This window comes from Citrobacter sp. wls613 (assembly GCF_005281195.1).
GTDB classification, from domain to species: Bacteria; Pseudomonadota; Gammaproteobacteria; order Enterobacterales; family Enterobacteriaceae; genus Citrobacter; species Citrobacter gillenii.
The window spans coordinates 104,081-128,543 of sequence record NZ_SZXN01000080.1 but is presented as its reverse complement, the minus strand read 5'-3'; the positions used below and the strand labels follow the sequence as shown (position 1 = coordinate 128,543).

Annotated in this window: 24 protein-coding genes, 5 tRNA genes and 1 other RNA gene; 9 read left to right on the top strand and 21 right to left on the bottom strand. The window is 52.3% G+C overall.

The window, feature by feature from the left end:
• Nucleotides 1-40: 40 nt before the first annotated feature.
• Complete coding sequence (locus tag FDX01_RS19570; RefSeq protein ID WP_085047482.1) at nucleotides 41-190, bottom strand: AcrZ family multidrug efflux pump-associated protein; 150 nt, start codon at nucleotides 188-190, stop codon at nucleotides 41-43.
• Nucleotides 191-319: 129 nt separating this feature from the next.
• Here FDX01_RS19570 and modE point away from each other — a divergent pair, with 129 nt between their 5' ends.
• The 7 genes from modE (at nucleotide 320) to gpmA (ending at nucleotide 8,500) form a co-directional block, all read left to right on the top strand.
• On the top strand, nucleotides 320-1,108 hold the full coding sequence (gene modE, locus FDX01_RS19565) for a molybdenum-dependent transcriptional regulator (RefSeq protein WP_137400315.1): 789 nt from the start codon (nucleotides 320-322) through the stop codon (nucleotides 1,106-1,108).
• Between the two features lie 67 nt (nucleotides 1,109-1,175).
• Complete coding sequence (gene modF, locus FDX01_RS19560) at nucleotides 1,176-2,648, top strand: molybdate ABC transporter ATP-binding protein ModF (protein WP_135912372.1); 1,473 nt, start codon at nucleotides 1,176-1,178, stop codon at nucleotides 2,646-2,648.
• Between the two features lie 618 nt (nucleotides 2,649-3,266).
• Nucleotides 3,267-4,283 (top strand): UDP-glucose 4-epimerase GalE, encoded by a 1,017-nt coding sequence (gene galE, locus FDX01_RS19550; protein WP_096757802.1) that lies wholly within the window; start codon nucleotides 3,267-3,269, stop codon nucleotides 4,281-4,283.
• Between the two features lie 9 nt (nucleotides 4,284-4,292).
• The gene (gene galT / locus FDX01_RS19545) at nucleotides 4,293-5,339 is read left to right on the top strand and encodes a galactose-1-phosphate uridylyltransferase (RefSeq protein WP_117341651.1); all 1,047 of its coding nucleotides are present in this window, start codon (nucleotides 4,293-4,295) and stop codon (nucleotides 5,337-5,339) included.
• 3 nt (nucleotides 5,340-5,342) lie between these two features.
• Complete coding sequence (gene galK, locus FDX01_RS19540) at nucleotides 5,343-6,491, top strand: galactokinase (RefSeq protein WP_137400314.1); 1,149 nt, start codon at nucleotides 5,343-5,345, stop codon at nucleotides 6,489-6,491.
• Nucleotides 6,485-7,525, top strand: a complete 1,041-nt coding sequence (gene galM, locus FDX01_RS19535; protein ID WP_096757805.1) for a galactose-1-epimerase — start codon at nucleotides 6,485-6,487, stop codon at nucleotides 7,523-7,525. The genes galK and galM overlap by 7 nt, the downstream gene beginning before the upstream one ends.
• A 222-nt stretch (nucleotides 7,526-7,747) precedes the next feature.
• The gene (gene gpmA / locus FDX01_RS19530; protein WP_096757810.1) at nucleotides 7,748-8,500 is read left to right on the top strand and encodes a 2,3-diphosphoglycerate-dependent phosphoglycerate mutase; all 753 of its coding nucleotides are present in this window, start codon (nucleotides 7,748-7,750) and stop codon (nucleotides 8,498-8,500) included.
• A 118-nt stretch (nucleotides 8,501-8,618) separates the two neighbouring features.
• Here gpmA and aroG read toward each other — a convergent pair whose 3' ends face one another.
• Nucleotides 8,619-9,671: a 3-deoxy-7-phosphoheptulonate synthase AroG gene (gene aroG, locus FDX01_RS19525; RefSeq protein ID WP_115259029.1), complete on the bottom strand. Its 1,053-nt coding sequence runs from the start codon at nucleotides 9,669-9,671 to the stop codon at nucleotides 8,619-8,621.
• A gap of 317 nt (nucleotides 9,672-9,988) precedes the next feature.
• Here aroG and FDX01_RS19520 point away from each other — a divergent pair, with 317 nt between their 5' ends.
• Nucleotides 9,989-10,363, top strand: a complete 375-nt coding sequence (locus FDX01_RS19520) for a YbgS-like family protein (RefSeq protein ID WP_117341648.1) — start codon at nucleotides 9,989-9,991, stop codon at nucleotides 10,361-10,363.
• 113 nt (nucleotides 10,364-10,476) lie between these two features.
• Nucleotides 10,477-11,418 carry a CDF family zinc transporter ZitB gene (zitB, locus tag FDX01_RS19515; protein ID WP_115259031.1) on the top strand — a complete coding sequence of 314 codons (942 nt, stop codon included), beginning with the start codon at nucleotides 10,477-10,479 and terminating at the stop codon, nucleotides 11,416-11,418.
• Here zitB and pnuC read toward each other — a convergent pair.
• The 19 genes from pnuC to cydA form a co-directional block, all read right to left on the bottom strand.
• Nucleotides 11,415-12,134 (bottom strand): nicotinamide riboside transporter PnuC, encoded by a 720-nt coding sequence (gene pnuC, locus FDX01_RS19510; RefSeq protein WP_096757814.1) that lies wholly within the window; start codon nucleotides 12,132-12,134, stop codon nucleotides 11,415-11,417. The genes zitB and pnuC overlap by 4 nt on opposite strands.
• Before the next feature lie 25 nt (nucleotides 12,135-12,159).
• Complete coding sequence (gene nadA / locus FDX01_RS19505) at nucleotides 12,160-13,203, bottom strand: quinolinate synthase NadA (RefSeq protein WP_117341645.1); 1,044 nt, start codon at nucleotides 13,201-13,203, stop codon at nucleotides 12,160-12,162.
• Between the two features lie 290 nt (nucleotides 13,204-13,493).
• Nucleotides 13,494-13,627, bottom strand: a non-coding RNA gene (locus FDX01_RS19500) — RtT sRNA.
• Nucleotides 13,628-13,649: 22 nt separating this feature from the next.
• A tRNA-Lys gene (locus FDX01_RS19495) sits at nucleotides 13,650-13,725 on the bottom strand.
• Nucleotides 13,726-13,729: 4 nt separating this feature from the next.
• Nucleotides 13,730-13,805: transfer RNA gene (locus FDX01_RS19490), tRNA-Val, on the bottom strand.
• A gap of 35 nt (nucleotides 13,806-13,840) precedes the next feature.
• Nucleotides 13,841-13,916: transfer RNA gene (locus FDX01_RS19485), tRNA-Lys, on the bottom strand.
• A gap of 47 nt (nucleotides 13,917-13,963) precedes the next feature.
• A tRNA-Lys gene (locus FDX01_RS19480) sits at nucleotides 13,964-14,039 on the bottom strand.
• A 49-nt stretch (nucleotides 14,040-14,088) separates the two neighbouring features.
• Nucleotides 14,089-14,164: transfer RNA gene (locus FDX01_RS19475), tRNA-Lys, on the bottom strand.
• 165 nt (nucleotides 14,165-14,329) lie between these two features.
• The gene (gene cpoB / locus FDX01_RS19470; protein WP_096757816.1) at nucleotides 14,330-15,118 is read right to left on the bottom strand and encodes a cell division protein CpoB; all 789 of its coding nucleotides are present in this window, start codon (nucleotides 15,116-15,118) and stop codon (nucleotides 14,330-14,332) included.
• 9 nt (nucleotides 15,119-15,127) lie between these two features.
• Complete coding sequence (gene pal / locus FDX01_RS19465; RefSeq protein WP_006685431.1) at nucleotides 15,128-15,646, bottom strand: peptidoglycan-associated lipoprotein Pal; 519 nt, start codon at nucleotides 15,644-15,646, stop codon at nucleotides 15,128-15,130.
• A gap of 34 nt (nucleotides 15,647-15,680) precedes the next feature.
• Nucleotides 15,681-16,973: a Tol-Pal system beta propeller repeat protein TolB gene (tolB, locus tag FDX01_RS19460; protein ID WP_096757817.1), complete on the bottom strand. Its 1,293-nt coding sequence runs from the start codon at nucleotides 16,971-16,973 to the stop codon at nucleotides 15,681-15,683.
• Between the two features lie 128 nt (nucleotides 16,974-17,101).
• Entirely contained in the window at nucleotides 17,102-18,373 is a 1,272-nt protein-coding gene (gene tolA, locus FDX01_RS19455) for a cell envelope integrity protein TolA (protein ID WP_117342263.1), read from the bottom strand.
• A gap of 64 nt (nucleotides 18,374-18,437) precedes the next feature.
• A complete protein-coding gene (tolR, locus tag FDX01_RS19450; RefSeq protein WP_005125437.1) occupies nucleotides 18,438-18,866 on the bottom strand; it encodes a colicin uptake protein TolR in 429 nt (142 codons plus the stop codon).
• Between the two features lie 3 nt (nucleotides 18,867-18,869).
• The gene (gene tolQ / locus FDX01_RS19445; protein WP_096757819.1) at nucleotides 18,870-19,562 is read right to left on the bottom strand and encodes a Tol-Pal system protein TolQ; all 693 of its coding nucleotides are present in this window, start codon (nucleotides 19,560-19,562) and stop codon (nucleotides 18,870-18,872) included.
• Nucleotides 19,559-19,963 (bottom strand): tol-pal system-associated acyl-CoA thioesterase, encoded by a 405-nt coding sequence (ybgC, locus tag FDX01_RS19440; RefSeq protein WP_045441116.1) that lies wholly within the window; start codon nucleotides 19,961-19,963, stop codon nucleotides 19,559-19,561. The genes tolQ and ybgC overlap by 4 nt, the downstream gene beginning before the upstream one ends.
• A gap of 275 nt (nucleotides 19,964-20,238) precedes the next feature.
• On the bottom strand, nucleotides 20,239-20,532 hold the full coding sequence (ybgE, locus tag FDX01_RS19435; RefSeq protein WP_096757820.1) for a cyd operon protein YbgE: 294 nt from the start codon (nucleotides 20,530-20,532) through the stop codon (nucleotides 20,239-20,241).
• Nucleotides 20,532-20,645 carry a cytochrome bd-I oxidase subunit CydX gene (gene cydX, locus FDX01_RS19430; RefSeq protein ID WP_096757821.1) on the bottom strand — a complete coding sequence of 38 codons (114 nt, stop codon included), beginning with the start codon at nucleotides 20,643-20,645 and terminating at the stop codon, nucleotides 20,532-20,534. The genes ybgE and cydX overlap by 1 nt, the downstream gene beginning before the upstream one ends.
• A 14-nt stretch (nucleotides 20,646-20,659) precedes the next feature.
• Entirely contained in the window at nucleotides 20,660-21,799 is a 1,140-nt protein-coding gene (gene cydB, locus FDX01_RS19425) for a cytochrome d ubiquinol oxidase subunit II (protein ID WP_137400313.1), read from the bottom strand.
• A gap of 15 nt (nucleotides 21,800-21,814) precedes the next feature.
• A complete protein-coding gene (gene cydA / locus FDX01_RS19420) occupies nucleotides 21,815-23,383 on the bottom strand; it encodes a cytochrome ubiquinol oxidase subunit I (protein WP_096757823.1) in 1,569 nt (522 codons plus the stop codon).
• Nucleotides 23,384-24,463: the final 1,080 nt, after the last annotated feature.

Below are 24,463 nucleotides of genomic sequence, written 5' to 3'. Positions count from 1 at the left end.
CGAGAAATATAAACGCCCGACTGAGCGGGCGTTTGGGGAATCAATGGTTCTGTTTGGACTGATCTTTCTGACCGATACCGGAGAAAATGTTGAACACTTCACCCAGTCCGTAAATCAGCCCCAGAATGATGGCCATCACCACAGGAACCATGATTACGGCGAATACCAGACTTTTCAATAACTCTAACATGATCAACTCCAGATATAGTCCTTAGCTGTATTTTAACCCCATAACGCAGAATTGCACTCCCCTTTTGTGCGGTCGACTTTGCGCGCGCGCGGTTTTCCGTCACAATATCCCTTTTGCCAGGAGCTTGATATGCAGGCCGAAATCCTTCTTACCCTGAAACTTCAGCAAAAGCTGTTTGCCGATCCCCGCCGCATTTCGCTGCTTAAGCACATTGCGCTTTCCGGCTCTATTAGTCAGGGCGCGAAGGATGCGGGCATCAGTTATAAAAGCGCCTGGGATGCCATCAATGAGATGAACCAGCTCAGTGAGCAAACGCTGGTAGAGCGCGCCACCGGCGGCAAAGGCGGCGGCGGCGCGGTATTAACCCGCTATGGCCAGCGCCTAATCCAACTTTACGATTTGCTGGCACAAATTCAGCAGAAAGCGTTTGATGTCCTGAGCGACGACGACGCCCTGCCGCTGAACAGTTTGCTGGCAGCCATCTCCCGTTTTTCACTGCAAACCAGCGCCCGTAACCAGTGGTTTGGCACCATTACCGCACGCGACCACTCTCAGGTTCAGCAGCATGTTGATGTCCTGCTGGCCGATGGCGAAACGCGGCTGAAAGTCGCGTTGACGGCGCAAAGTGGCGAACGTTTAGGGCTGGATGAGGGTAAAGAAGTGCTGGTCCTGCTGAAGGCACCATGGGCGGGGATCACCCAGGACGACGCTATCGCCCAGGCGGCTGATAACCAACTACAGGGGACCATCAGCCATATTGAGCGCGGCGCCGAACAGTGCGAAGTGTTAATGGCGCTGCCCGATGGCCAGACGCTGTGCGCCACGGTTCCGTCGGAAGACGTCGCGACGCTGCAAGAAGGTGCTAACGTCACCGCGTATTTCAACGCCGACAGAGTGATTATCGCCACGTTGTGTTGAGTCGATTGACATCGGCTCGCAGAACACGTATCCCTGTTGTTCATTGCTGCAAAACATGGGATATAAAATGTCATCGTTGCAAATTTCGCAAGGCACGTTTCGTCTGAGCGACACAAAAACGCTCCAGTTGAATACGTTGACGTTGAACGCGGGGGATAGCTGGGCGTTTGTCGGTTCTAACGGCAGTGGGAAATCCGCGTTAGCGCGTGCGCTGGCGGGGGAGTTGCCGCCGTTAAAAGGCGAGCGCCGCTGTCAGTTCACGCGTATCACCCGACTCTCCTTTGAGCAGTTGCAACAACTGGTCAGCGACGAATGGCAGCGTAATAACACCGATCTCCTCAGCCCCGGCGAAGACGACACCGGACGCACGACGGCAGAAATCATTCTCGATGAAATCAAAAATCCAGCGCGATGCAAAGCGCTGGCGCAGCAGTTTGGCATTACGCATCTGCTCGACAGGCGTTTCAAATACCTCTCTACCGGCGAAACACGTAAAACCCTGCTTTGTCAGGCGCTGATGTCGGAACCGGAATTGCTGATCCTGGATGAACCGTTTGACGGACTGGACGTTGCGTCACGTCATCAGTTAGCGGATTTGCTCGCCACGTTGCATCAGGCAGGTATTACGCTGGTGCTGGTCCTCAACCGCTTTGATGAGATTCCAGAATTCGTGCAGTTTGCTGGCGTCCTCGCGGATTGCACCCTGACTGAAACCGGCGAGAAAGCCGGTTTACTGCAACAGGCATTGATAGCCCAGCTTGCGCATAGCGAACAACTGGCCGGGATTACATTACCCGAACCCGATGAACCCTCTGTTCGCCGTACGTTGGCCGATCACGAGCCGCGTATTGTGCTCAACGATGGCGTGGTCTCGTATAACGATCGCCCTATTCTGCATCACTTGAGCTGGCAGGTGAATCCAGGCGAACACTGGCAAATTGTCGGCCCAAATGGCGCGGGGAAATCCACCCTGCTCAGCTTAATCACCGGCGATCACCCACAGGGTTACAGCAACGCACTGACGCTGTTTGGTCGTCGTCGCGGCAGCGGTGAAACCATCTGGGATATTAAAAAACACATTGGCTATGTCAGCAGCAGCCTGCACCTCGAGTACCGCGTCAGTACCACGGTACGCAACGTGATCCTCTCTGGTTATTTTGATTCGATCGGTATCTACCAGGCGGTTTCTGACCGGCAGCGTAAGCTGGTACAGCAGTGGTTAGACATTCTGGGCATCGATAAGCGTACTGCCGACGCGCCGTTTCACAGCCTTTCCTGGGGTCAGCAGCGACTGGCGCTGATTGTTCGCGCGCTGGTTAAGCACCCTACTCTGTTAATCCTCGATGAACCCTTGCAGGGGCTGGATCCGCTGAATCGCCAGTTGATCCGCCGTTTTGTTGATGTGCTGATCGGCGAAGGTGATACCCAGCTGCTGTTCGTTTCTCACCACGCCGAGGATGCGCCAGCCTGTATTACGCATCGACTGGAGTTTGTGCCTGACGGCGAGATCTATGGCTATCGACAAACGTCCCTGGAATAATAAACATGTTATTTCAGGCAAGCTGTTCCGTTCACCTCATGTATATAGCTTCTCCGATGCCACACTACCCGTGAACGGGTAAAGGGCGTTCTCCGCCACGCCCTTTACAATCCCGGCTCCCGGCGGGAAAATTGCCACTTCGTGGTCCCCTCCGCTAATTCCTCCAGGCTACCGGGCCGGGCGCGAGGAAGCGTCCATGCAAAACGCGCCCTGAACCCGCATCCCTGCGGGTTCTCCCGGCCTTACGGAAACTCGTCGGCAATTTTCAGCCGGACCAGCCCACACCTAACCACCGGTGTTGTTATTTGAACTTACCTGAACAGAGAAATTAATTTGACTGAAAGTCAGAGCGCTGAAGCGACATCCTGCTTCGGGCTAATACATTTTCCATACATGTCTAACTGACGTGCTGTACGCATTGGACGCCCATTTTTTTACCTGCTTTTTCGGATAAATGGCGCAGTCGTGAACAAAACCTATGATTTACAATTAAAAAAAAGACGCTAAACGGTGAAAACACTGAAGTGTAAACGATTCCACTAATTTATTCCATGTCACACTTTTCGCATCTTTGTTATGCTAGGATCATTCCATACCATAGGCTTAACGGAGCGAATTATGAGAGTATTGGTTACAGGTGGTAGCGGTTACATCGGAAGCCACACGTGCGTGCAGTTACTGAAAAACGGTCACGACGTAGTGATCCTTGATAACCTCTGCAACAGTAAGCGCAGCGTACTGCCCGTTATCGAGCGTTTAGGCACGAAGCATCCGACCTTCATTGAAGGGGATATCCGCAACGAAGCGCTGATCACCGAAATTCTCCACGATCACGCCATTGATACGGTCATTCACTTTGCCGGTCTGAAGGCCGTGGGTGAGTCTGTTGCCAAACCGCTGGAATACTATGACAACAACGTCAACGGTACCCTGCGTCTGGTAAACGCGATGCGCGCCGCCAACGTCAAGAACTTCATCTTCAGCTCCTCAGCCACAGTCTATGGCGATCAGCCGCAAATTCCTTACGTTGAAAGCTTCCCAACCGGAACCCCGCAAAGCCCGTACGGCAAAAGCAAACTGATGGTCGAGCAGATCCTAACCGATCTGCAAAAAGCCCAGCCAGAGTGGAGCATCGCGCTGCTGCGCTACTTCAACCCGGTTGGCGCACATCCGTCAGGCGATATGGGCGAAGATCCGCAGGGCATTCCCAACAACCTGATGCCTTACATTGCTCAAGTTGCCGTTGGCCGCCGCGAGTCGCTTGCGGTATTTGGCAACGACTACCCTACCGAAGATGGTACCGGCGTTCGCGATTACATCCACGTGATGGATCTCGCCGACGGGCACGTTGTCGCTATGGAAAAACTGGCGGGTAAACAAGGTGTGCATATTTATAACCTCGGCGCGGGCGTCGGCAGCAGCGTACTGGACGTGGTCAACGCCTTCAGTAAAGCCTGTGGTAAACCGATTAACTACCATTTTGCACCGCGTCGTGACGGCGATCTTCCCGCCTACTGGGCAGATGCCAGCAAAGCCGATCGCGAATTAAACTGGCGCGTAACCCGCACGCTGGACGAAATGGCACAAGACACCTGGCACTGGCAGTCACGCCATCCGCAAGGATATTCGGATTAAGGACACGTCATGACGCAATTCAATCCTGTCGATCATCCACACCGCCGCTTTAACCCGCTTACCGGGCAGTGGATCCTCGTCTCACCACATCGCGCCAAACGCCCCTGGCAAGGGGCGCAGGAGACACCGTCTAAGCAGGTTCTCCCTGCACATGACCCGGACTGCTTCCTGTGTGCAGGTAACACGCGCGTAACCGGTGATAAAAACCCGGATTACACCGGCACCTACGTCTTTACCAATGATTTTGCCGCGCTGATGTCCGACACCCCGGACGCACCGGACAGTCACGATCCGTTGATGCGCTGTCAGAGCGCACGTGGAACCAGCCGTGTCATTTGCTTCTCACCCGATCACAGCAAAACGCTGCCGGAACTCAGCGTGCCTGCGCTGACGGAGATTGTGAAAACGTGGCAGATGCAAACGGCCGATCTGGGGAAAACCTATCCCTGGGTACAAGTGTTTGAAAATAAAGGCGCAGCGATGGGGTGCTCGAACCCACATCCGCACGGTCAGATTTGGGCCAATAGCTTCCTGCCCAATGAAGCAGAGCGTGAAGACCGCCTGCAAAAAGAGTATTTCGCTGAGCAAGGCAAACCGATGCTGGTCGATTACGTCCAGCGTGAACAGGCAGACGGCAGCCGCACGGTGGTGGAAACCGAGCACTGGCTGGCGGTCGTGCCTTACTGGGCGGCATGGCCGTTTGAAACGCTGCTACTGCCTAAAGCACATGTGCTGCGTATTACTGATTTAACCGACGCGCAGCGTGCCGACCTGGCGCTGGCGCTGAAGAAACTGACCAGCCGTTACGACAATCTGTTCCAGTGTTCTTTCCCTTATTCCATGGGCTGGCACGGCGCACCGTTTAATGGCGAAGAGAATCAACACTGGCAGCTGCACGCGCATTTTTATCCGCCCCTGCTGCGTTCCGCGACCGTGCGTAAATTTATGGTCGGTTATGAAATGCTGGCGGAAACCCAGCGCGACCTGACGGCAGAACAAGCCGCCGAGCGTTTGCGTGCGGTCAGTGACATCCATTTTCGCGAATCCGGAGTTTAAAAAATGAGTCTGAAAGAAAAAACACAATCTCTGTTTGCTGAAACATTTGGCTACCCTGCCACCCATACGATTCAGGCGCCCGGTCGCGTCAACCTGATTGGCGAACATACCGACTATAACGACGGCTTCGTTCTGCCTTGCGCCATCGACTACCAAACCGTGATCAGCTGTGCGACGCGTGACGATCGCATCGTGCGCGTGATTGCCGCTGACTACGAGAATCAGGTTGATGAGTTTTCTCTCGACGCGCCGATTATCGCCCATGACAGCCAGCAGTGGTCGAACTATGTCCGCGGCGTGGTAAAACACCTGCAAAAGCGTAATAACGCCTTTGGCGGTGCCGATCTGGTGATCAGCGGCAATGTACCGCAGGGCGCTGGCTTAAGCTCCTCAGCGTCGCTGGAAGTAGCGGTCGGCACCGTGTTCCAGCAGCTTTATCACCTGCCGCTCGACGGCGCGCAGATTGCCCTGAACGGTCAGGAAGCCGAAAACCAGTTCGTCGGTTGCAACTGCGGCATCATGGATCAGCTGATTTCCGCGCTGGGCAAGAAAGATCATGCGCTACTGATTGACTGCCGTACGCTGGGTACCAAAGCGGTCTCCATGCCTGAAGGCGTCGCCGTGGTGATCATTAACAGTAACTTTAAGCGTACGCTGGTCGGCAGTGAGTACAACACCCGTCGCGAGCAGTGCGAAACCGGCGCGCGCTTCTTCCAGCAGCCCGCGCTGCGTGATGTCAGCCTTGAGGCATTCAACGCCGTCGCCCATGAGTTGGACCCGATAGTCGCCAAACGCGTCCGCCACGTGATCACCGAAAATGCCCGTACCGTGGAAGCCGCTGATGCCCTGGCAAAAGGTGACCTGCTGCGCATGGGCCAGTTGATGGCGGAATCTCACGCCTCCATGCGCGATGACTTTGAAATTACCGTGCCGCAAATTGATACCCTGGTGGAGATCGTCAAAGCGACCATCGGCTCCCAGGGCGGCGTGCGCATGACCGGCGGCGGCTTCGGCGGCTGCATTGTGGCGCTGATCCCTGAAGAGTTGGTTCCTGCGGTACAGCAGGCTGTCGCTGCGCAGTACGAAGTGAAAACCGGTATCAAAGAAACCTTCTATGTGTGTAAACCTTCACAAGGAGCCGGACAGTGCTAAACGAAATTCCCGTCATGGCCCCCGATGGCCAGCCGTTTCGTCTGCTGACCCTGCGTAATGACGCAGGGATGGTGGTCAACCTGATGGACTGGGGCGCAACGCTGTTGTCGGCCCGCATTCCTCTGAGCGATGGTAGCGTGCGTGAAGCATTGCTCGGCTGCGCCAGCCCGGAGCAATATCCTGATCAGGCTGCGTTTCTGGGGGCATCGATTGGCCGCTACGCGAACCGTATCGCCAACAGCCGTTACACCTTCGCTGGTGAAACCATTGAATTACTGCCAAGCCAGGGTGAAAACCAGCTGCACGGCGGGCCGGACGGTTTCGATAAACGTCGCTGGCAGATAGTGAATCAGAATGATCGTCAGGTGCTGTTCGCACTGACCTCTGACGATGGCGACCAGGGTTTCCCTGGCCACCTTTGCGCGACAGCGCAGTATCGCCTGACCGACGACAATCGCATTTCAATCACCTATCGCGCGACGGTCGATAAGCCCTGCCCGGTGAATCTGACCAACCACGTTTATTTCAACCTCGACGGTGATAAAACCGATGTCCGCCAGCATAAGCTGCAGATCCTCGCCGACACGTATCTGCCGGTTGATGCGATGGGTATCCCACACGAGGGCCTAAAGCCGGTGGCGGGCACTTCTTTTGACTTCCGTACGCCAAAAGTTATCGCCAGCGAATTTCTGGCCGATGACGATCAGCGCCACGTAAAAGGTTACGATCACGCCTTCCTGCTACAGGCACAAGGTGATGCCCGTAAGCCGGTCGCGCTGCTGTGGTCGCAGGATGAAAAATTGCAGATGGAGGTCTACACCTCGGCCCCGGCTTTGCAGTTCTACTCCGGGAATTTCCTCGGCGGCACGCCGTCCCGTGGCCCAGAGGCGTACGCCGACTGGCAAGGTCTGGCGCTGGAAAGCGAGTTTCTGCCGGACAGCCCGAACCATCCGGAATGGCCGCAACCGGACTGCTTCCTGCGCCCGGGCGAAGAGTACGCCAGCGTGACGGAATACCGGTTTATTCCGGCCTGACGACTAACCATGACGAGTCCAGTATCGGGCTCGTCGTTTATTGCCCTCCCCCAATCTGCTCAAAGCCTCACCACCAAAAGCCAAAATCGCAACCTTGAGTTCACAAGAACCTTACACTGTGCAGCTATTTTCGCTATGGTTATGCGTAAGCATTGCCGCTGACGCATTACGGCAATATAATGAGAACTATTATCATTCAATGTGGTTTATAGGAGTGAGTGTATGGCTGTAACTAAGCTGGTTCTGGTACGTCACGGTGAAAGTCAGTGGAACAACGAAAACCGCTTTACCGGTTGGTACGATGTTGATCTGTCCGAGAAAGGCGTAGGCGAAGCAAAAGCGGCGGGCAAACTGCTGCGAGAGGAAGGCTACAGCTTCGATTTTGCTTACACTTCTGTGCTAAAACGTGCCATCCACACCCTGTGGAACGTACTGGATGAACTGGATCAAGCGTGGCTTCCGGTTGAAAAATCCTGGAAGCTGAACGAACGTCATTACGGCGCTCTGCAGGGTCTGAACAAAGCCGAAACCGCTGAAAAATACGGTGACGAGCAGGTTAAACAATGGCGTCGTGGCTTCGCGGTAACACCGCCGGAACTGACCAAAGATGACGAACGCTATCCGGGGCACGATCCGCGTTATGCTCAACTCACTGACAAAGAGCTGCCGGTTACCGAAAGCCTGGCGCTGACCATCGAGCGTGTTATCCCTTACTGGAACGAAACCATTCTGCCGCGCATGAAAAGCGGTGAGCGCGTGATTATCGCCGCTCACGGTAACTCCCTGCGTGCGCTGGTGAAATACCTGGATAACATGGGCGAAGATGAAATTCTGGAACTGAACATTCCGACCGGCGTACCGCTGGTGTATGAGTTCGACGAAAACTTCAAGCCGATCAAACGTTACTATCTGGGTAATGCTGACGAGATCGCGGCAAAAGCGGCCGCCGTTGCCAACCAGGGTAAAGCAAAGTAATTTCTTCGCTGAATATAAAAAAGCGCGGATTATCCGCGCTTTTTTTATTTCGCCGCTACCCGGCAGTCTGCGCAGAAAAGCCTGATGGCGCTACGCTTATCAGGCCTACGAGACTCGGTTAGCCGCGACGCGTTTTGACCGCGTTTGCCAACTGGCGTAACACCGCATCAGTATCTTCCCAGCCAATGCAGGCATCAGTAATGCTCTTACCGTAGGTCAGCGGCTCGCCGCTATCCGGATTCTGATTACCTTCCACCAGATGACTTTCAATCATCACGCCAATAATCGCTTTCTCACCGCCAGCAACCTGTCCGCAAACGTCTTTCGCGACATCCATCTGCTTTTTAAACTGCTTGCTGGAGTTTGCATGGCTAAAGTCAATCATCACCTGCGGGGACAGACCTGCTTTAACCAGCCCTTCCTTCACGTCTGCAACGTGCTGAGCACTGTAGTTTGGCTCTTTACCACCGCGCAGAATGATATGGCAGTCGCCATTACCACTGGTATTCACAATGGCTGAATGACCCCATTTGGTCACCGACAGGAAACAGTGCGGCGCGCCAGCGGCGTTGATGGCATCAATGGCCACTTTGATCGTACCGTCGGTCCCGTTTTTAAAGCCAACCGGGCAGGAAAGACCGGACGCCAGCTCACGGTGAACCTGGGACTCCGTCGTACGTGCGCCGATCGCCCCCCAGCTCATCAGATCGGCCAGGTACTGTGGGGTGATCATATCAAGGAATTCACCCGCTGCTGGCAAGCCGCTGTCGTTAATATCCAGCAGCAACTTACGCGCAATGCGCAGGCCATCGTTGATCTGGAAGCTGTTATCCATATGCGGATCGTTGATCAGCCCCTTCCAGCCTACGGTGGTACGCGGCTTTTCAAAATAGACGCGCATGACGATTTCAAGCTCGTCTTTAAGCTCATCACGCAGCGCCAGCAGGCGAGCGGCATAGTCTTTGGCGGCTGCCGGATCATGAATCGAGCACGGCCCGATCACAACCAGTAAGCGATCGTCGCTGCCTTTCAGAATTTTATGAATCGCTTTGCGGGCGTGAGCAACCGTATTTGCGGCATTTTCAGTAGCAGGGAATTTTTCCAGCAGTGCGACCGGGGGGAGTAACTCGTTGATCTCTTTAATGCGTAAATCGTCGTTCTGATAATTCATGATTATTCCAGCGTTGCCATACTTATATAAATGAATGCAATCCCTCCAATCTATATCTTCAGTTCTAAAGTGTAAACGGGGTTTTACACTTTGGACGGATTAATCCTGGAATAAGCCAAAAAAACGCAATAAAGTAGCGATAAACGAGATCCAAACTACAATTTATAACTGCAACAGCTTATTTTTTTATTAATTTCAATATTCTATGCTGGTTTTAATTTTCATACTGAAATAGTTAACTACCTTCTGAGGATTTAACTGGCACATGCACTGTTGGAAGAGGTTATCCGACATATCGACCATAACAGGAGCATATTATGCAAATGACAAAGCTGGCCTCACTCTTTCTTACTGCCACTCTTAGCCTCGCCAGCGGCGCGGCGTTGGCTGCAGACGCAAACACGCAGTCAAATAACGGTCAGGCGAATTCTTCGGCGGATGCCGGGCAAACCGCACCGGACGCACGCGAGAACGTGGCACCGAATAATGTCGACAACAACAACGTTAATTCGGGCGGCACCATGCTCCATCCGAACGGTTCATCAATGAATCATGAAGGGATGACCAAAGACGAGATGCACAAAAACTCAATGTGCAAAGACGGTCGTTGTCCGGATATCAACAAGAAGGTAGAGACCGGAAACGGTATCAACAATGACGTAGACACCAAAACCGACGGCACCACCCAGTAAAGCTAAAAATATGGCTAATAACGGGAGAGCAAAAGCTCTCCTTTTTAATTTTGTCAGCCCAAACCCGGTATGATGTCATACAGTAATGATGAGAATAACAAAGGGATGACATTATGGCGCACTCACATACCCCCACTTCCCCTGACCTGCCCAAAGATAATAACGCCCGTCGACTGCTGTTCGCCTTCTGCATTACGGCGGGATTTATGTTCGTGGAGGTGGTCGGCGGGATCCTGTCAGGCTCGCTGGCGCTGCTGGCGGACGCCGGCCATATGCTGACAGATGCAGCCGCTCTGCTTTTTGCACTGCTGGCTGTCAGGTTTGCTCGCCGACCGCCGACCATCCGACACACGTTCGGCTGGCTGAGGCTCACGACGCTGGCCGCGTTTGTGAACGCTATCGCGCTAGTGGTGATCACCATTTTAATCGTCTGGGAGGCGATAGAGCGCTTCTATACCCCACGGCCGGTAGCTGGCGGCATGATGATGGTGATTGCCGTGGCAGGTTTACTGGCTAACGTTCTTGCCTTTTGGGTGCTGCATCGCGGGAGCGAGGAGAAGAACCTCAATGTTCGCGCCGCGGCCTTGCACGTAATGGGCGATTTACTGGGGTCGGTTGGCGCGATCATCGCGGCGTTGATCATCATCTGGACCGGCTGGACGCCAGCGGATCCGATCCTGTCGATTCTGGTTTCCGTGCTGGTACTGCGTAGCGCCTGGCGGTTATTGAAAGATAGCGTGAACGAATTACTCGAAGGCGCACCGCTGTCACTGGATATTCCCGCGCTACAGCGCCACCTCAGCCGGGATATTCCTGAAGTTCGCAACGTGCACCATGTGCACGTCTGGATGGTGGGTGAGAAACCGGTGATGACGCTACATGTGCAGGTGGTTCCCCCGCACGATCACGACGCATTGCTGGAACGCATTCAACATTTCCTGACGCATCATTATCAGATTGAACACGCAACGATCCAGATGGAATATCAGCCATGCAACGGACCGGACTGCCACCTGTATCAGGGACTGTCCGGCCATTCACATCACCATCACTAATGGGAGAGCGCGCGTGAGCCACGTTCGCGCGCGCTGTTCATCCACATCCTGCTGCCGTTAAGCGCAATAACGGTGAGGATCATGTATTCCAGCGACATCGCATACACACCTTGCAGGGCGAAGATCACCACGCTGATGACGTTAATGATCACCCACAGCAACCAGTTTTCGACGTATTTCCGCGTCATCAGGATCATCGCCGCAATCGACAGCACCATCATGCAGGAGTCCCAGAACGGGAATGCATCGGGTTGCAACTCAGGTGCGGCAACCTGTAATCCCAGCCCTTGCATAATGTTCACGGCCATACGGGTCAGAAACGCGAAGACCGGATCGATAAATACCGTCATCAGACCAATCGCCACCACGCAAGCCGCCAGCCAACTTAGCGCTTTCGGCAGCGGCAGCCAGCGAATTTTCAGCTCAGCCTCATGTTGGCTGGTTTGTCGGGACCAGGCATACCAGCCGTAGATATTGGCGGCAAAAAAGAACACCTGTAATAACAGGCTGGCGTAGAGCTGGATCTGAAAAAAGATGATCGCAAACAGTGTGACGTTTATCAGACCAAAGACGTAGTTGCTGATTTTCTCAAGGCTTGCCAAACCAATGCACAGTAAACCGGCAACGGTCCCCACCGCTTCAATCCATGACAGGTCGTATCCCCCCGCGCCAATCGGGATATGAACCAAAATATTCTGCGTGCTAAAAAAATCCATCTTTTCCCCCAGAGCAATAATTTATTTAAGCTCGTAGTGTAGCCGCAAATTCCAGCATGCGGTTTAACGGCAATAGTGCCCCTTCTCGCAGCGCGTCATCAACCTGTATCTCATGGGCTGCCCCACCTTGCTCAAGGCCCTCTGCAATCGCTTTGAGGCCGTTCATCGCCATCCACGGGCAATGCGCACAGCTGCGACAGGTTGCCCCTTCGCCGGCAGTCGGGGCTTCAAGCAACTCTTTGTCCGGCACAGCCTGCTGCATTTTGTAAAAAATACCCCGGTCAGTCGCCACGATAAGCTGCTTATGCGGTAACGTTTTTGCCGCGTTGATGAGCTGACTCGTCGACCCCACGGCATCGGCCATATCGACTATTGATTGAGGCGATTCAGGGTGTACCAGCACGGCTGCGTCGGGATATAACCCTTTCATGCGCGTTAATGCCTGTGTTTTGAATTCGTCATGGACGATACAGGCCCCTTGCCAACAAAGAACATCGGCTCCGGTCTGTTTTTGCACGTAGTTGCCCAGATGCTTGTCCGGAGCCCAGATGATTTTTTCACCTAAACTATCCAGGTGCTCAATAAGTTCAACCGCAATGCTGGATGTCACCACCCAGTCCGCACGCGCTTTCACTGCCGCCGACGTGTTGGCATACACCACGACGGTACGGTCAGGATGCGAATCGCAAAATGCACTGAATGCGTCGATTGGACAGCCCAGGTCTAAGGAACATTCCGCCTGCAGCGTTGGCATCAAAATGGTCTTTTCCGGGCTGAGGATTTTAGCCGTTTCGCCCATAAATCGGACCCCAGCCACCAGCAGCGTAGAGGCCGAATGCTTTGAGCCAAACCGCGCCATCTCCAGCGAGTCAGAAATGCATCCACCGGTTTCCTCAGCCAGCTGTTGGATCTCTGGGTCGGTATAATAGTGCGCCACCATCACAGCATCGCGCTCTTTTAGCAGGCGTTTGATTTTCTCGCGATAAAATTGTTTTTCATCTTCGCTCAGCGGCAGCGGCTTAGGCGGAAACGGATAAATTGCGGCTTCAGGGTCAAACATCACGCTCATCATGCTTTCTCGTTTTACTGGCTTAACGAAATAACCGAGTAAAAGCGTGACGTACGCCATAATCGGTTAGATTTGTTTTATATGCTAAACAAGATAGCGGATTGGCGTAAAAAAGTCACAATAATTGCGTTGGACAATGCCGGATGGCGACTGGCGTCTTATCCGGCCTACAGGTACGGTGTCGATTTGTAGCTTCGTAGATCTGATAAGCGCGGCACCATCAGGAAAGTAGGTTCGAATCTTATAAATCGCAGATAGCAAAAAGGCGCCTTTAGGGCGCCTTTTTACACTGGTGGGGCGTGCAGGATGACTCGCTTCGCTCGCCCTCCGGGCCGTCGCCGTTAACGGCTCCGTTGTCTCACTGCGTTCGACCCGAACCTGCTGCAGGTTCGAATCTTTGAATTCCGTACATAGCAAAAAGGCGCCTTTAGGGCGCCTTTTTACATTGGTGGGGCGTGCAGGATTCGAACCTGCGACCAATTGATTAAAAGTCAACTGCTCTACCAACTGAGCTAACGCCCCGAAGTGGTGGGTGATGACGGGATCGAACCGCCGACCCCCTCCTTGTAAGGGAGGTGCTCTCCCAGCTGAGCTAATCACCCGATACTACGCTGGATACTGCTTACTGCTAAGTTAGTGGTGGGGCGTGCAGGATTCGAACCTGCGACCAATTGATTAAAAGTCAACTGCTCTACCAACTGAGCTAACGCCCCCATATGGGGTTTACTGCTTTACTCTTTTCAGGAACCCACCGCAATATTGGTGGGGCGTGCAGGATTCGAACCTGCGACCAATTGATTAAAAGTCAACTGCTCTACCAACTGAGCTAACGCCCCATACGGGTGTTGCCTGAAATATTTTTTACTCGGAACCACCAAAAATAATTGGTGGGGCGTGCAGGATTCGAACCTGCGACCAATTGATTAAAAGTCAACTGCTCTACCAACTGAGCTAACGCCCCACTTTTTTTGCCGCTTTCGGGCTGTTTGATATCCCTTGGCAACGGCGGCATATATTACTGATTTCAGATTTTAGCGCAACAAAAATTTCGATGTAAATAACTCAACTGCTTAGGAATCACACGACGCGACCAGAAATAACACGATTTCTGGTCGCATGGTGCGCATTACATCGCGCCGAGGCGTTTTTGCGCTTGTTTCGCGCCATCAGTACCAGGGTATTTAGTGATAACCTGTTGATAAACCGCTTTGGCTTTTTCTTTATCACCTTTGTCCTGCATGATGACGCCAACTTTGTACATCGCGTCTGCAGCCTTCGGTGATTTCGGGAAGTTTTTAACTACCGATGCAAAATAGAACGCCGCATCATCTTTTTTACCCTTGTTGTAATTCAACTGTCCCAGCCAGTAATTCGCGTTCGGCAGGTAGGTGGAATCAGGGTAATTTTTGATGAAGTTCTGAAATGCTTCAATCGCGTCATCCTGGCGGGATTTATCCTGCACCAGCGCAATTGCCGCATTGTAATCGGTATTCGCATCGCCAGAGCTTGCTGGAACGCCTGACGTCGCTGCTGCGCCTGCACCCGACGCAGGGGCCGCAGCCCCGCTCTGGTCGCCCGCTGCTGGCTGCGCCGCTGGCGTACCACCGCTGCTAAGACTGTCCATCTGCGTCAAAATCTGCTTCTGGCGCTCAACAACCTGATTCAGTTGATACTGACTTTCCTGAATTTGACCACGCAGGGAATCAATATCGGACTGGTTATCGGAGAGTTGTTGCTGGAGTTGGGTTAAAAGCTGACTGTGAGCGTTAGAAATACGCTCGAGTTGAGTGACACGGTCTTCGACCGAGCCTGAGCCGACACTACTGATTGGCGCCTGTGCAAAAGCGGCCCAAGGGGCCGCTATGCCAACCAGTAACGACAGACTCAACAGGTGATGTCTGAAGTTACTGCTCATGCAATTCTCTTAGTAAACCAGTACGGCACGACGGTTTTTGGAGTAAGCCGCTTCGTCATGACCCAGTACTGCAGGTTTTTCTTTACCGTAAGAAACGATGGAGATCTGGTCAGCAGAAACGCCTTTACCCTGCAGGTACATCTTAACGGCGTTCGCACGACGCTCACCCAGGGAAATGTTGTACTCAGGAGTACCACGTTCGTCCGCATGACCTTCTACGGTGACTTTGTAAGACGGGTTGCTACGCAGGAAGTTAGCGTGCGCATCCAGCATTGCAGCGAAGTCAGAACGGATATCGTACTTGTCCAGATCAAAGTAAACGATGTTGTTCTGCTGCAGCTGTTGCATCTGCAGACGCGCTTGCTCTTCGGAGGACATGTTGCCGCTGCCGTTTGCATCCATACCAGTGCCGGCACCCAGCATGCCTTCGCTGCCGTCATTGCTGGCGTTCTTGTTAGAAGAACATGCCGCAATAGCCATAACAGGCAGAGCAATCATCAGCCCTTTCAGCACTTTGTTCAGTTGCATTTCAATGATTCCTTTATTAATCAATTATTTATTATCACAGATACGGCGACCAGGCAGGGAATTTAACCTGACCATCGGTTGCCGGAAGACGCGCCTTGAAACGCCCATCTGTAGAAACCAAATTCAGCACGGATCCCATCCCCTGAGAAGAGCTGTAGATTACCATAGTGCCGTTAGGTGCCAGACTTGGCGTTTCATCCAGGAACGTTGACGACAGAACTTGTACGCCACCCGCTACCAGATCTTGTTTGGCAATGTGTTGCTGCCCACTGTTTGAGCTTACCATTACCATAAATTTACCGTCGCTGCTGACATCCGCATCCTGGTTTTGCGAACCTTCCCAGGTTATGCGCTGCGGAGCACCGCCGTTGACATTAACTTTGTATACCTGCGGACGCCCGGCCTGGTCAGACGTGAAGGCCAGGTTTTGGCTGTCCGGGAACCAGGTTGGTTCCGTGTTGTTGCTGCGACCATCAGTGACCTGACGGATTTGGCCAGAGCCAATGTCCATCACATACAGATTCAGACTACCGGTTTTAGACAGGGCAAATGCCAGTTTGCTGCCATCCGGAGAGAATGCTGGCGCACCGTTGTGACGCGGGAACGACGCAACCTGACGCACTGCGCCGTTAGACAGCGTCTGGATAACCAGTGCAGAACGACCGCTTTCAAAGGTTACGTAGGCCAGTTTAGACCCGTCCGGAGACCATGCCGGAGACATCAACGGCTGCGGAGAGCGGTGAACCACAAACTGGTTGTAGCCATCGTAGTCAGACACGCGTAATTCATACGGGAACTGGCCACCGTTAGTCTGAACAACGTACGCGATACGGGTACGGAATGCGCCCTTAATACCGGTCAGTTTTTCAAACACTTCGTCACTGGCAGTATGGCCCGCGTAACGCAGCCACTGCTTGTTCACTTTGTAGGTGTTCTGTGCCAGTACGGTACCCGGTGCACCACCGGTATCCACCAGCTGATAAGCCACGCTGTAGGAACCGTCCGGATTCGGCGTAACCTTACCGACTACTACGGCATCAATACCCAGCGCAGACCATGCCGCAGGCTGAACTTCTGCCGCAGTGCCCGGCTGCTGAGGCAGACGAGACCGGTCTAATGGGTTGAATTTACCGCTGTTACGCAGGTCAGCGCCCACGATACCACCGATATCTTCAGGTGCAGCACCCGGCCCTGCCCACTGGAACGGGACAACACCAATCGGGCGCGCCGAGTCCACCCCTTGGGTGATCTCGATACGTACTTCTGCATGCAGCACCGCTGCCCACAGCATCAGAAAACCAAATGCTACTCGTAATGCCTGCTTCATCATATCTCCCTTATCTGGACCAAAAGCCCACGATAATTTAGCAGAATGTTAACAAACTCAAATACACAAAACTACCAGAACTCTGTCTCAACCTTAGACTGTTTTCGTCCGAAAATACGGAAAAACGGTTACAGTTTAAAATCCAGTTTGGCGTCTTTTATCTTTTCGTAAACAGCCTGGTTAGGCGGTTTAGGAATACTTGCCGATCTCGCCGCCGCTAACGCGGCCTGGCATAGTGCAGGATCTCCACCTTCAGATGTCACACTCTTTAATCGTCCATCTGGTGCCAGGTTAATGTGCAGTACGCATTGTTTACCCTGGTAGAGGCCCGCATCAAACAGACGGCTCTGAATCGCGACCTGAATTTGCTTCGCGTAAGCGCTGATATCAGCACCTGTTGCGCCACCATTCGCACCACTTGTACCACTGTCTTTCGACGGTTGTCCGCTACCTTTCGCGCCACCACCTGATTTCGGTGCATTCTTACCGGAGCTTAAATCACCTAACAGATCGTCAACGCCAGAGGCGGCAGCAGCTTTCTCCGCCGCGGCTTTTTTAGCAGCTGCAGCTTTATCAGCAGCCGCTTTCTTGTCTGCGGCGGCCTTTTCTGCAGCGGCGGCTTTCTTGTCTGCTGCCGCTTTTTCGGCTGCTGCTTTCTTATCAGCAGCGGCCTTTTCAGCGGCGGCAGCTTTCGCGGCTGCAGCTTTCTCTGCAGCTGCAGCGGCCTTCTCTGCTGCGGCCTTCTCGGCAGCAGCTTGCTTAGCGGCTTCTGCTTGTGCTTTTTTCGCTGCATCTGCAGCAGCCTTGGCGGCTTGCGCCTCGGCAACTTTCTTCGCATCAGCGGCGGCTTTTGCTGCGGCGTCAGCCTCTGCTTTTTTCGCCGCGTCAGCAGCGGCTTTCTTCGCAGAATCTGCAGCTTGTTTCGCCTGAGCGTCCGCCTTGGCTTTGGCGTCTGCAGCAGCCTTCGCCGCCGCTTCTTCAGCCTGCTTCTGTTGCTCCTGCGCTTTCGCGGCCGCAGCTTCAGCCTGTTTTTGCTGTTCCGTCTGTTCGCGCACTTTTTCCTGCGCGGCTAAACGTTCTTTCTCTAACTGCTTCAGTCGTTCCTGCTCGGCCGCCTGCTTCTCACGAAGTTCCTCGGCCTGCTGCTGCGCCTGCTTTTCACGCTGTTCTTCTGCGCGTTTCGCACTTGCCTGCTGCTGCTGCTGCCTGTCGTACTGTTGAACAACGGCACCAGGATCGACCATGACGGCGTCAATAGACGAACCGCCACCGCCGCCTGAAGCATCAATGTGCTCATCGAACGAACTCCAGATCAGTACCGCAAATAAAATGACATGCAGCACCGCTGAAATAATTATCGCCCGTTTGAGCTTGTCGTTTTGTTCGGTTGCCTTTGACACTCTGGGTTCCCAAAAAACTGTTCGCCTGTTACGCGCTATCTTTCAAGCCAGGAATACGCAGACATCAGATTGGCTGCGTCATCAAGCCAACCGATTTCACGCCTGCGCTGTGTAACAGATTCAGCGCTTTAATTATTTCATCATAAGGCACGTCTTTCGCACCACCGATTAAGAAGACCGTTTTCGGATTGGTCTGCAGGCGGCTTTTCGCTTCCGCGATAACCTGCTCCGGCGGCAGTTGATCCATTCTGTCTTTCTCAACCACCACGCTGTACTGTCCAACACCGGAAACTTCAATAATGACCGGTGGTTCGTCGTTACTGCTGACGGCCTGCGATTCGGTCGCATCCGGCAGATCGACTTCCACGCTCTGGGTAATGATCGGCGCCGTTGCCATAAAGATCAGCAGCAGCACCAGCAGTACATCGAGCAGCGGTACAATATTGATTTCGGACTTAAGTTCGCGACGACCTCGTCCACGCGTTCTGGCCATGGTTTACCCCTTGTTGCTCTCGCTAACGGTAAACGCCTGGCGGTGCAGAATCGCGGTGAACTCTTCCATGAAGTTGTCGTAATTCAGTTCCAGCTTATTCACACGCTGATTCAGTCGGTTGTACGCCATTACCGCCGGGATTGCCGCAAACAGACCGATTGCGGTGGCAATCAGTGCTTCTGCGATACCCGGAGCAACCATTTGCAGGGTTGCCTGTTTTACCGCTCCGAGGGCGATAAACGCATGCATGATCCCCCAAACGGTACCGAACAGACCGATATACGGACTGATGGAACCGACGGTGCCGAGGAACGGAATATGCGTTTCCAGTGTTTCCAGCTCACGGTTCATGGAGATACGCATCGCACGGGATGCCCCCTCAACCACCGCTTCCGGTGCATGGCTATTAGCCCGATGCAATCGCGCAAATTCTTTGAATCCGCTGTAGAAAATTTGTTCAGAACCCGTCAGGTTATCACGACGCCCCTGACTTTCCTGATACAGGCGCGATAATTCGATGCCGGACCAAAACTTGTCTTCAAACGCTTCTGCTTCACGTGAAGCCGCATTCAGTATACGGGTCCGCTGGATAATAATGGCCCAGGATGCGATTGAGAAACCAATCAAAATCAACATGATAAGTTTAACCAGAAGGCTTGCCTTCAGGAACAAATCAAGGATATTCATGTCAGTCACTGCTTAAACTCCGCGACAATAGACTTGGGAAGCGCACGAGGCTTCATCTTGAGTGGATCAACGCAAACAATCAGAACTTCGGCTTCATTCAGCACGGTGTTCTCTGCGTTGACAATGCGTTGCGTGAAAACCAATGAGGTGCCACGCATTGACGTAATTTCGGTTTGGACTTCGAGCATGTCGTCGAGCCTGGCTGGCGCAAAATATTCCAGGGTCATCTTGCGCACCACAAAGGCTACACGTTCGGCCAGCAGCACTTGCTGACTAAAGTGATGATGACGCAGCATCTCTGTGCGTGCTCGTTCATAAAAAGCGACGTAACTGGCGTGGTAAACCACCCCACCGGCGTCGGTGTCTTCATAATAGACACGAACCGGCCATCGAAAAATATACTTATTCATTCTTACTGCCTCTTTGTTGGCTTCGCCCACTCACACCGGTTACTTACTTTTGTAAGCGCCAGGTGACTCGCGTTCTTGCCGCCGCGATGCTTCAAGAATGTCGTTTGTATATCGCGTTGTATTCACTTTACATCCCGGTAATGCAACAAAAGTTAGAGCTTTTAACCGGTGCTACTATACGCGCGGGAATGATGCTTTGGAATGGGGGAAAGTAAACGGAGAGTAAAAAATTATGGGCTTATGCAAGCCCATAAATATTTAAGGATGTTTCTTATTCAAAAGAAGAAGAAAATCAGACCAACCACCAGCACGATGTCGGCTATCAGCGGGCAGAAGATACCCTGCCAGTGCACCGCGCGAGGACGAAACCCGACGCCATGGATAATGCCAGCGCAGACCGCCCACATCAGCAGAAGGCCATGCCAGATTTCAAGCTCGCTGGTTTTTGCTGCGAAGCGTGAGGGATCCCAAAAAATACATCCTGCCAACACTAACGCCATGACTAAAGAAAGCGCCCGCAAGGGGCGCTTATCCATCGCGTTATATAACATCGCGATAACGTTGGTCATTAGCTTTCTTCTGGCCCTGCTTTGCCTGCTTCGACATGCTCAAGCGCCAGCGCTGTGATTATCCCAAATGCACAGGCAAGAAGCGTTCCCAAAATCCATGCGAAATACCACATTTTAAGCTCCTTACTTAGTACAGAGTGTGGGTGTTGTTTTCAATATCTTCTTTGGTGATACGACCGAACATTTTCCAGTAACACCAGCTGGTGTAGAGCAGAATGATCGGTACAAACACCGCCGCAACCCAGGTCATCAGGTTCAATGTTCTCTGGCTGGAGGTAGCATCCCACATGGTCAGGCTGGCATTCATCATGGTGCTGGATGGCATCACAAATGGGAACATTGCGATACCCGCAGTCAGGATGATGCAGGCCAACGTCAGTGAAGAGAAGACGAACGCCCAGGCCCCTTTCTCCATACGAGACGTCAGGATGGTCAGCAGCGGCAGGGCTACACCCAGAGCCGGAACCAGCCACAGGATAGGTGCATTGTTAAAGTTCACCATCCATGCGCCCGCAACTCGCGCGACTTCTTTGGTCATCGGGTTAGAGGCAGCGTGGTGATCCAGTGCAGAGGTCACAACATAACCGTCAATACCGTACATCACCCAGACACCGGCCAGCGCGAAGCACACCAGAGTAACCAGCGCGGCAACCTGTGAAGTAGCACGTGCACGCAGGTGCAGTTCACCTACAGTACGCATCTGCAGATAGGTCGCGCCCTGAGTGATGATCATGCCCACGCTTACTACACCGGCCAGCAGACCAAACGGATTCAGTAACTGGAAGAAGTTACCGGTGTAGTACAAACGCATGTACTCATCCATATGGAACGGAACCCCTTGCAGCAGGTTACCGAACGCCACACCAATGACCAGCGGCGGTACGAAGCTACCAATGAAGATGCCCCAGTCCCACATGTTGCGCCAGCGCATGTCTTCAATCTTAGAGCGGTAATCAAAACCGACCGGACGGAAGAACAAGGACGCCAGTACCAGAATCATCGCCACATAGAAGCCGGAGAACGCAGCGGCATACACCATCGGCCAGGCAGCAAATAATGCGCCGCCCGCGGTGATGAGCCAAACCTGGTTACCGTCCCAGTGTGGGGCGATGGAGTTAATCATAATTCGACGCTCGGTATCATTACGACCGAGGAAACGGGTGAGCATGCCCACCCCCATGTCGAAACCATCAGTGACTGCAAAACCAATCAGCAGAATGCCAACCAGCAGCCACCAGATAAAACGCAATACTTCATAATCGATCATTTGACGACTCCTGTCTTAGCGTGCCGGCTGAGAAGTCACAGTGGACTGCTCGTAGTGATAACGACCGGTTTTCAGGCTGCTCGGGCCAAGGCGTGCGAACTTGAACATCAGGTACAGTTCAGCCACCAGGAACAGGGTATACAGGCCGCAAATCAACAGCATCGAGAAGATCAGGTCGCCCGCAGTCAGTGACGAGTTCGCCACGGCTGTCGGTAGCACTTCACCTATCGCCCACGGCTGACGCCCGTACTCTGCAACAAACCAACCGGACTCAATCGCAATCCATGGCAGCGGAAGCGCATACAGCGCCGTGCGCAGCAGCCATTTTTTCTCACCGATACGGTTACGAATCACTGTCCAGAAGGAAACCGCGATGATAGCCAGCATCAGAATGCCGCACGCCACCATGATACGGAACGCAAAGTACAGCGGAGCGACACGAGGAATAGAATCTTTCGTTGCCTGCTGAATTTGTGCTTCGGTCGCGTCGGTCACTTTGTCGGTATAGCGTTTCAGCAGCAGACCATATCCCAGGTCTTTCTTCATGCTGTTGAACTGGTCACGAACGGCCTGATCGGTGGAACCCGCACGCAGTTCTTCCAGCAGCTGATACGCTTTCATCCCGTTACGGATACGCTCTTCGTGCTGCACCATCAGGTCTTTCAGACCAATGACCGGCGTATCAACAGAGCGGGTGGCAATGATGCCCAGCGCGTAAGGGATTTGAATCGCAAAATGGTTTTCCTGCGCATCCTGGTCCGGAATACCGAACAGCGTAAAGGATGCCGGTGCAGGCTGGGTTTCCCACTCTGCTTCAATCGCGGCAAGTTTGGTTTTCTGCACGTCGCCCATTTCGTAACCGGACTCATCACCCAGAACGATAACAGACAGAATGGCAGCCATACCGAAGCTGGCAGCGATGGCAAAAGAACGCTTAGCAAATGCGAAGTCACGACCGCGCAGCATATAGTAAGAGCTGATACCCAGAACGAACATCGCGCCGCAGACATAACCAGACGCTACAGTGTGAACAAATTTCACCTGTGCAACCGGGTTAAGCACCAGTTCAGAGAAGCTCAGCATCTCCATGCGCATGGTTTCGAAGTTGAAATCCGCTGCAATTGGGTTTTGCATCCAGCCGTTCGCCACGAGGATCCACAGCGCAGACAGGTTAGAACCCAATGCCACCAACCAGGTGACGCACATATGCTGGACTTTACTCAGACGGTCCCAGCCAAAGAAGAACAGACCTACAAAGGTGGATTCGAGGAAGAAGGCCATCAAACCTTCGATCGCCAGCGGCGCACCGAAAATATCCCCGACATAGTGGGAATAGTAAGACCAGTTAGTCCCGAACTGGAACTCCATGGTCAGACCGGTAGCCACACCCAGAGCGAAGTTGATACCAAACAACTTGCCCCAGAACTTGGTCATATCTTTATAAATCTGTTTGCCGGAAAGGACGTAGACCGTTTCCATGATGGCCAACAAAAACGCCATACCCAGCGTTAGTGGCACAAAAAGGAAGTGGTACATCGCGGTCAAGGCAAACTGTAAGCGCGACAGTTCGACTATATCTAACATCATGACTCCTTGCTCATCGCATGAAGACTCCGAGAGTGAACCCCGTTAGAAAGGGTCACACGCATGCCCCAATACAAATTTATTTGCGTCCTTCCACCGTCGCTCTTTCTTCTCATTTGAAGAAAGGACAATGATGAAAAGTTACAAACATGTTAATAAAACACTCAAATTGATCCCGCAATTATATTACGCCGTAAAATCCTTACAATAAACAGGTTTTTATCGAGACAAATTTGCATTTTTCGATAGTGATCAATTTATAGCTAATTTACCACTTTCAGACCAATTTGATCTGCAGCAATTTAACCTCATTTGATGAGGTTTACCAAGTTTTAAACATTGATTTAAATCAATTTACAGATTTAATGTTAATGATGTTTACCGATAACATGACTAGTGAATTTCATGTTAATTTCTTGTTTTACAATAAGTAATCATAGTTACCATAAATGATAGATTATTAATTAAAATCCACACGATCTTTTAAGCCATCAAGATGGCAACGGTCAGGAGGTAGATAAAGAGTCACTCTTGCTGGGTAGCTCACAGTTTTTTTTTAGCAAGCCATAACATTGTTATTTTATACAAATAATTCATTTTATTTTCACTTATAATTAACACCGAGATGTAACTATCTCAATCAGAAGTGAAATGCGGCTGCATTCAGTGACTCTACGAAGCGGGATCACCGCCGCGCGCCGAAACCCAAACATCATCGCCCGAATCATCATTATAAGTTATAGGTCATTCCTTCTCTATGCTTATGCGGCAAAGATTAAATATGTTCCGAACAATCTATTATCATTTTTATCTTAAATTTAACAAAAAATATTTCTGCCATATAAGATATATAAATAAAAAAACGTTATGTCGTTCACAAGTTATTTAGTGAACCTACCTTTTTATATTATTAAAAATCACACATTAAAACCTCGCATAACAAAATAAGATTTTGATCACAAAGATGGCAAGTCATTTATTAGTGAAATTACTAACAAAATGACAATGCGACAAAAACAACAACACAACTCATTGAATCATCACAGATTTAGCTAAATGCAATTATAACAATCATTTTAA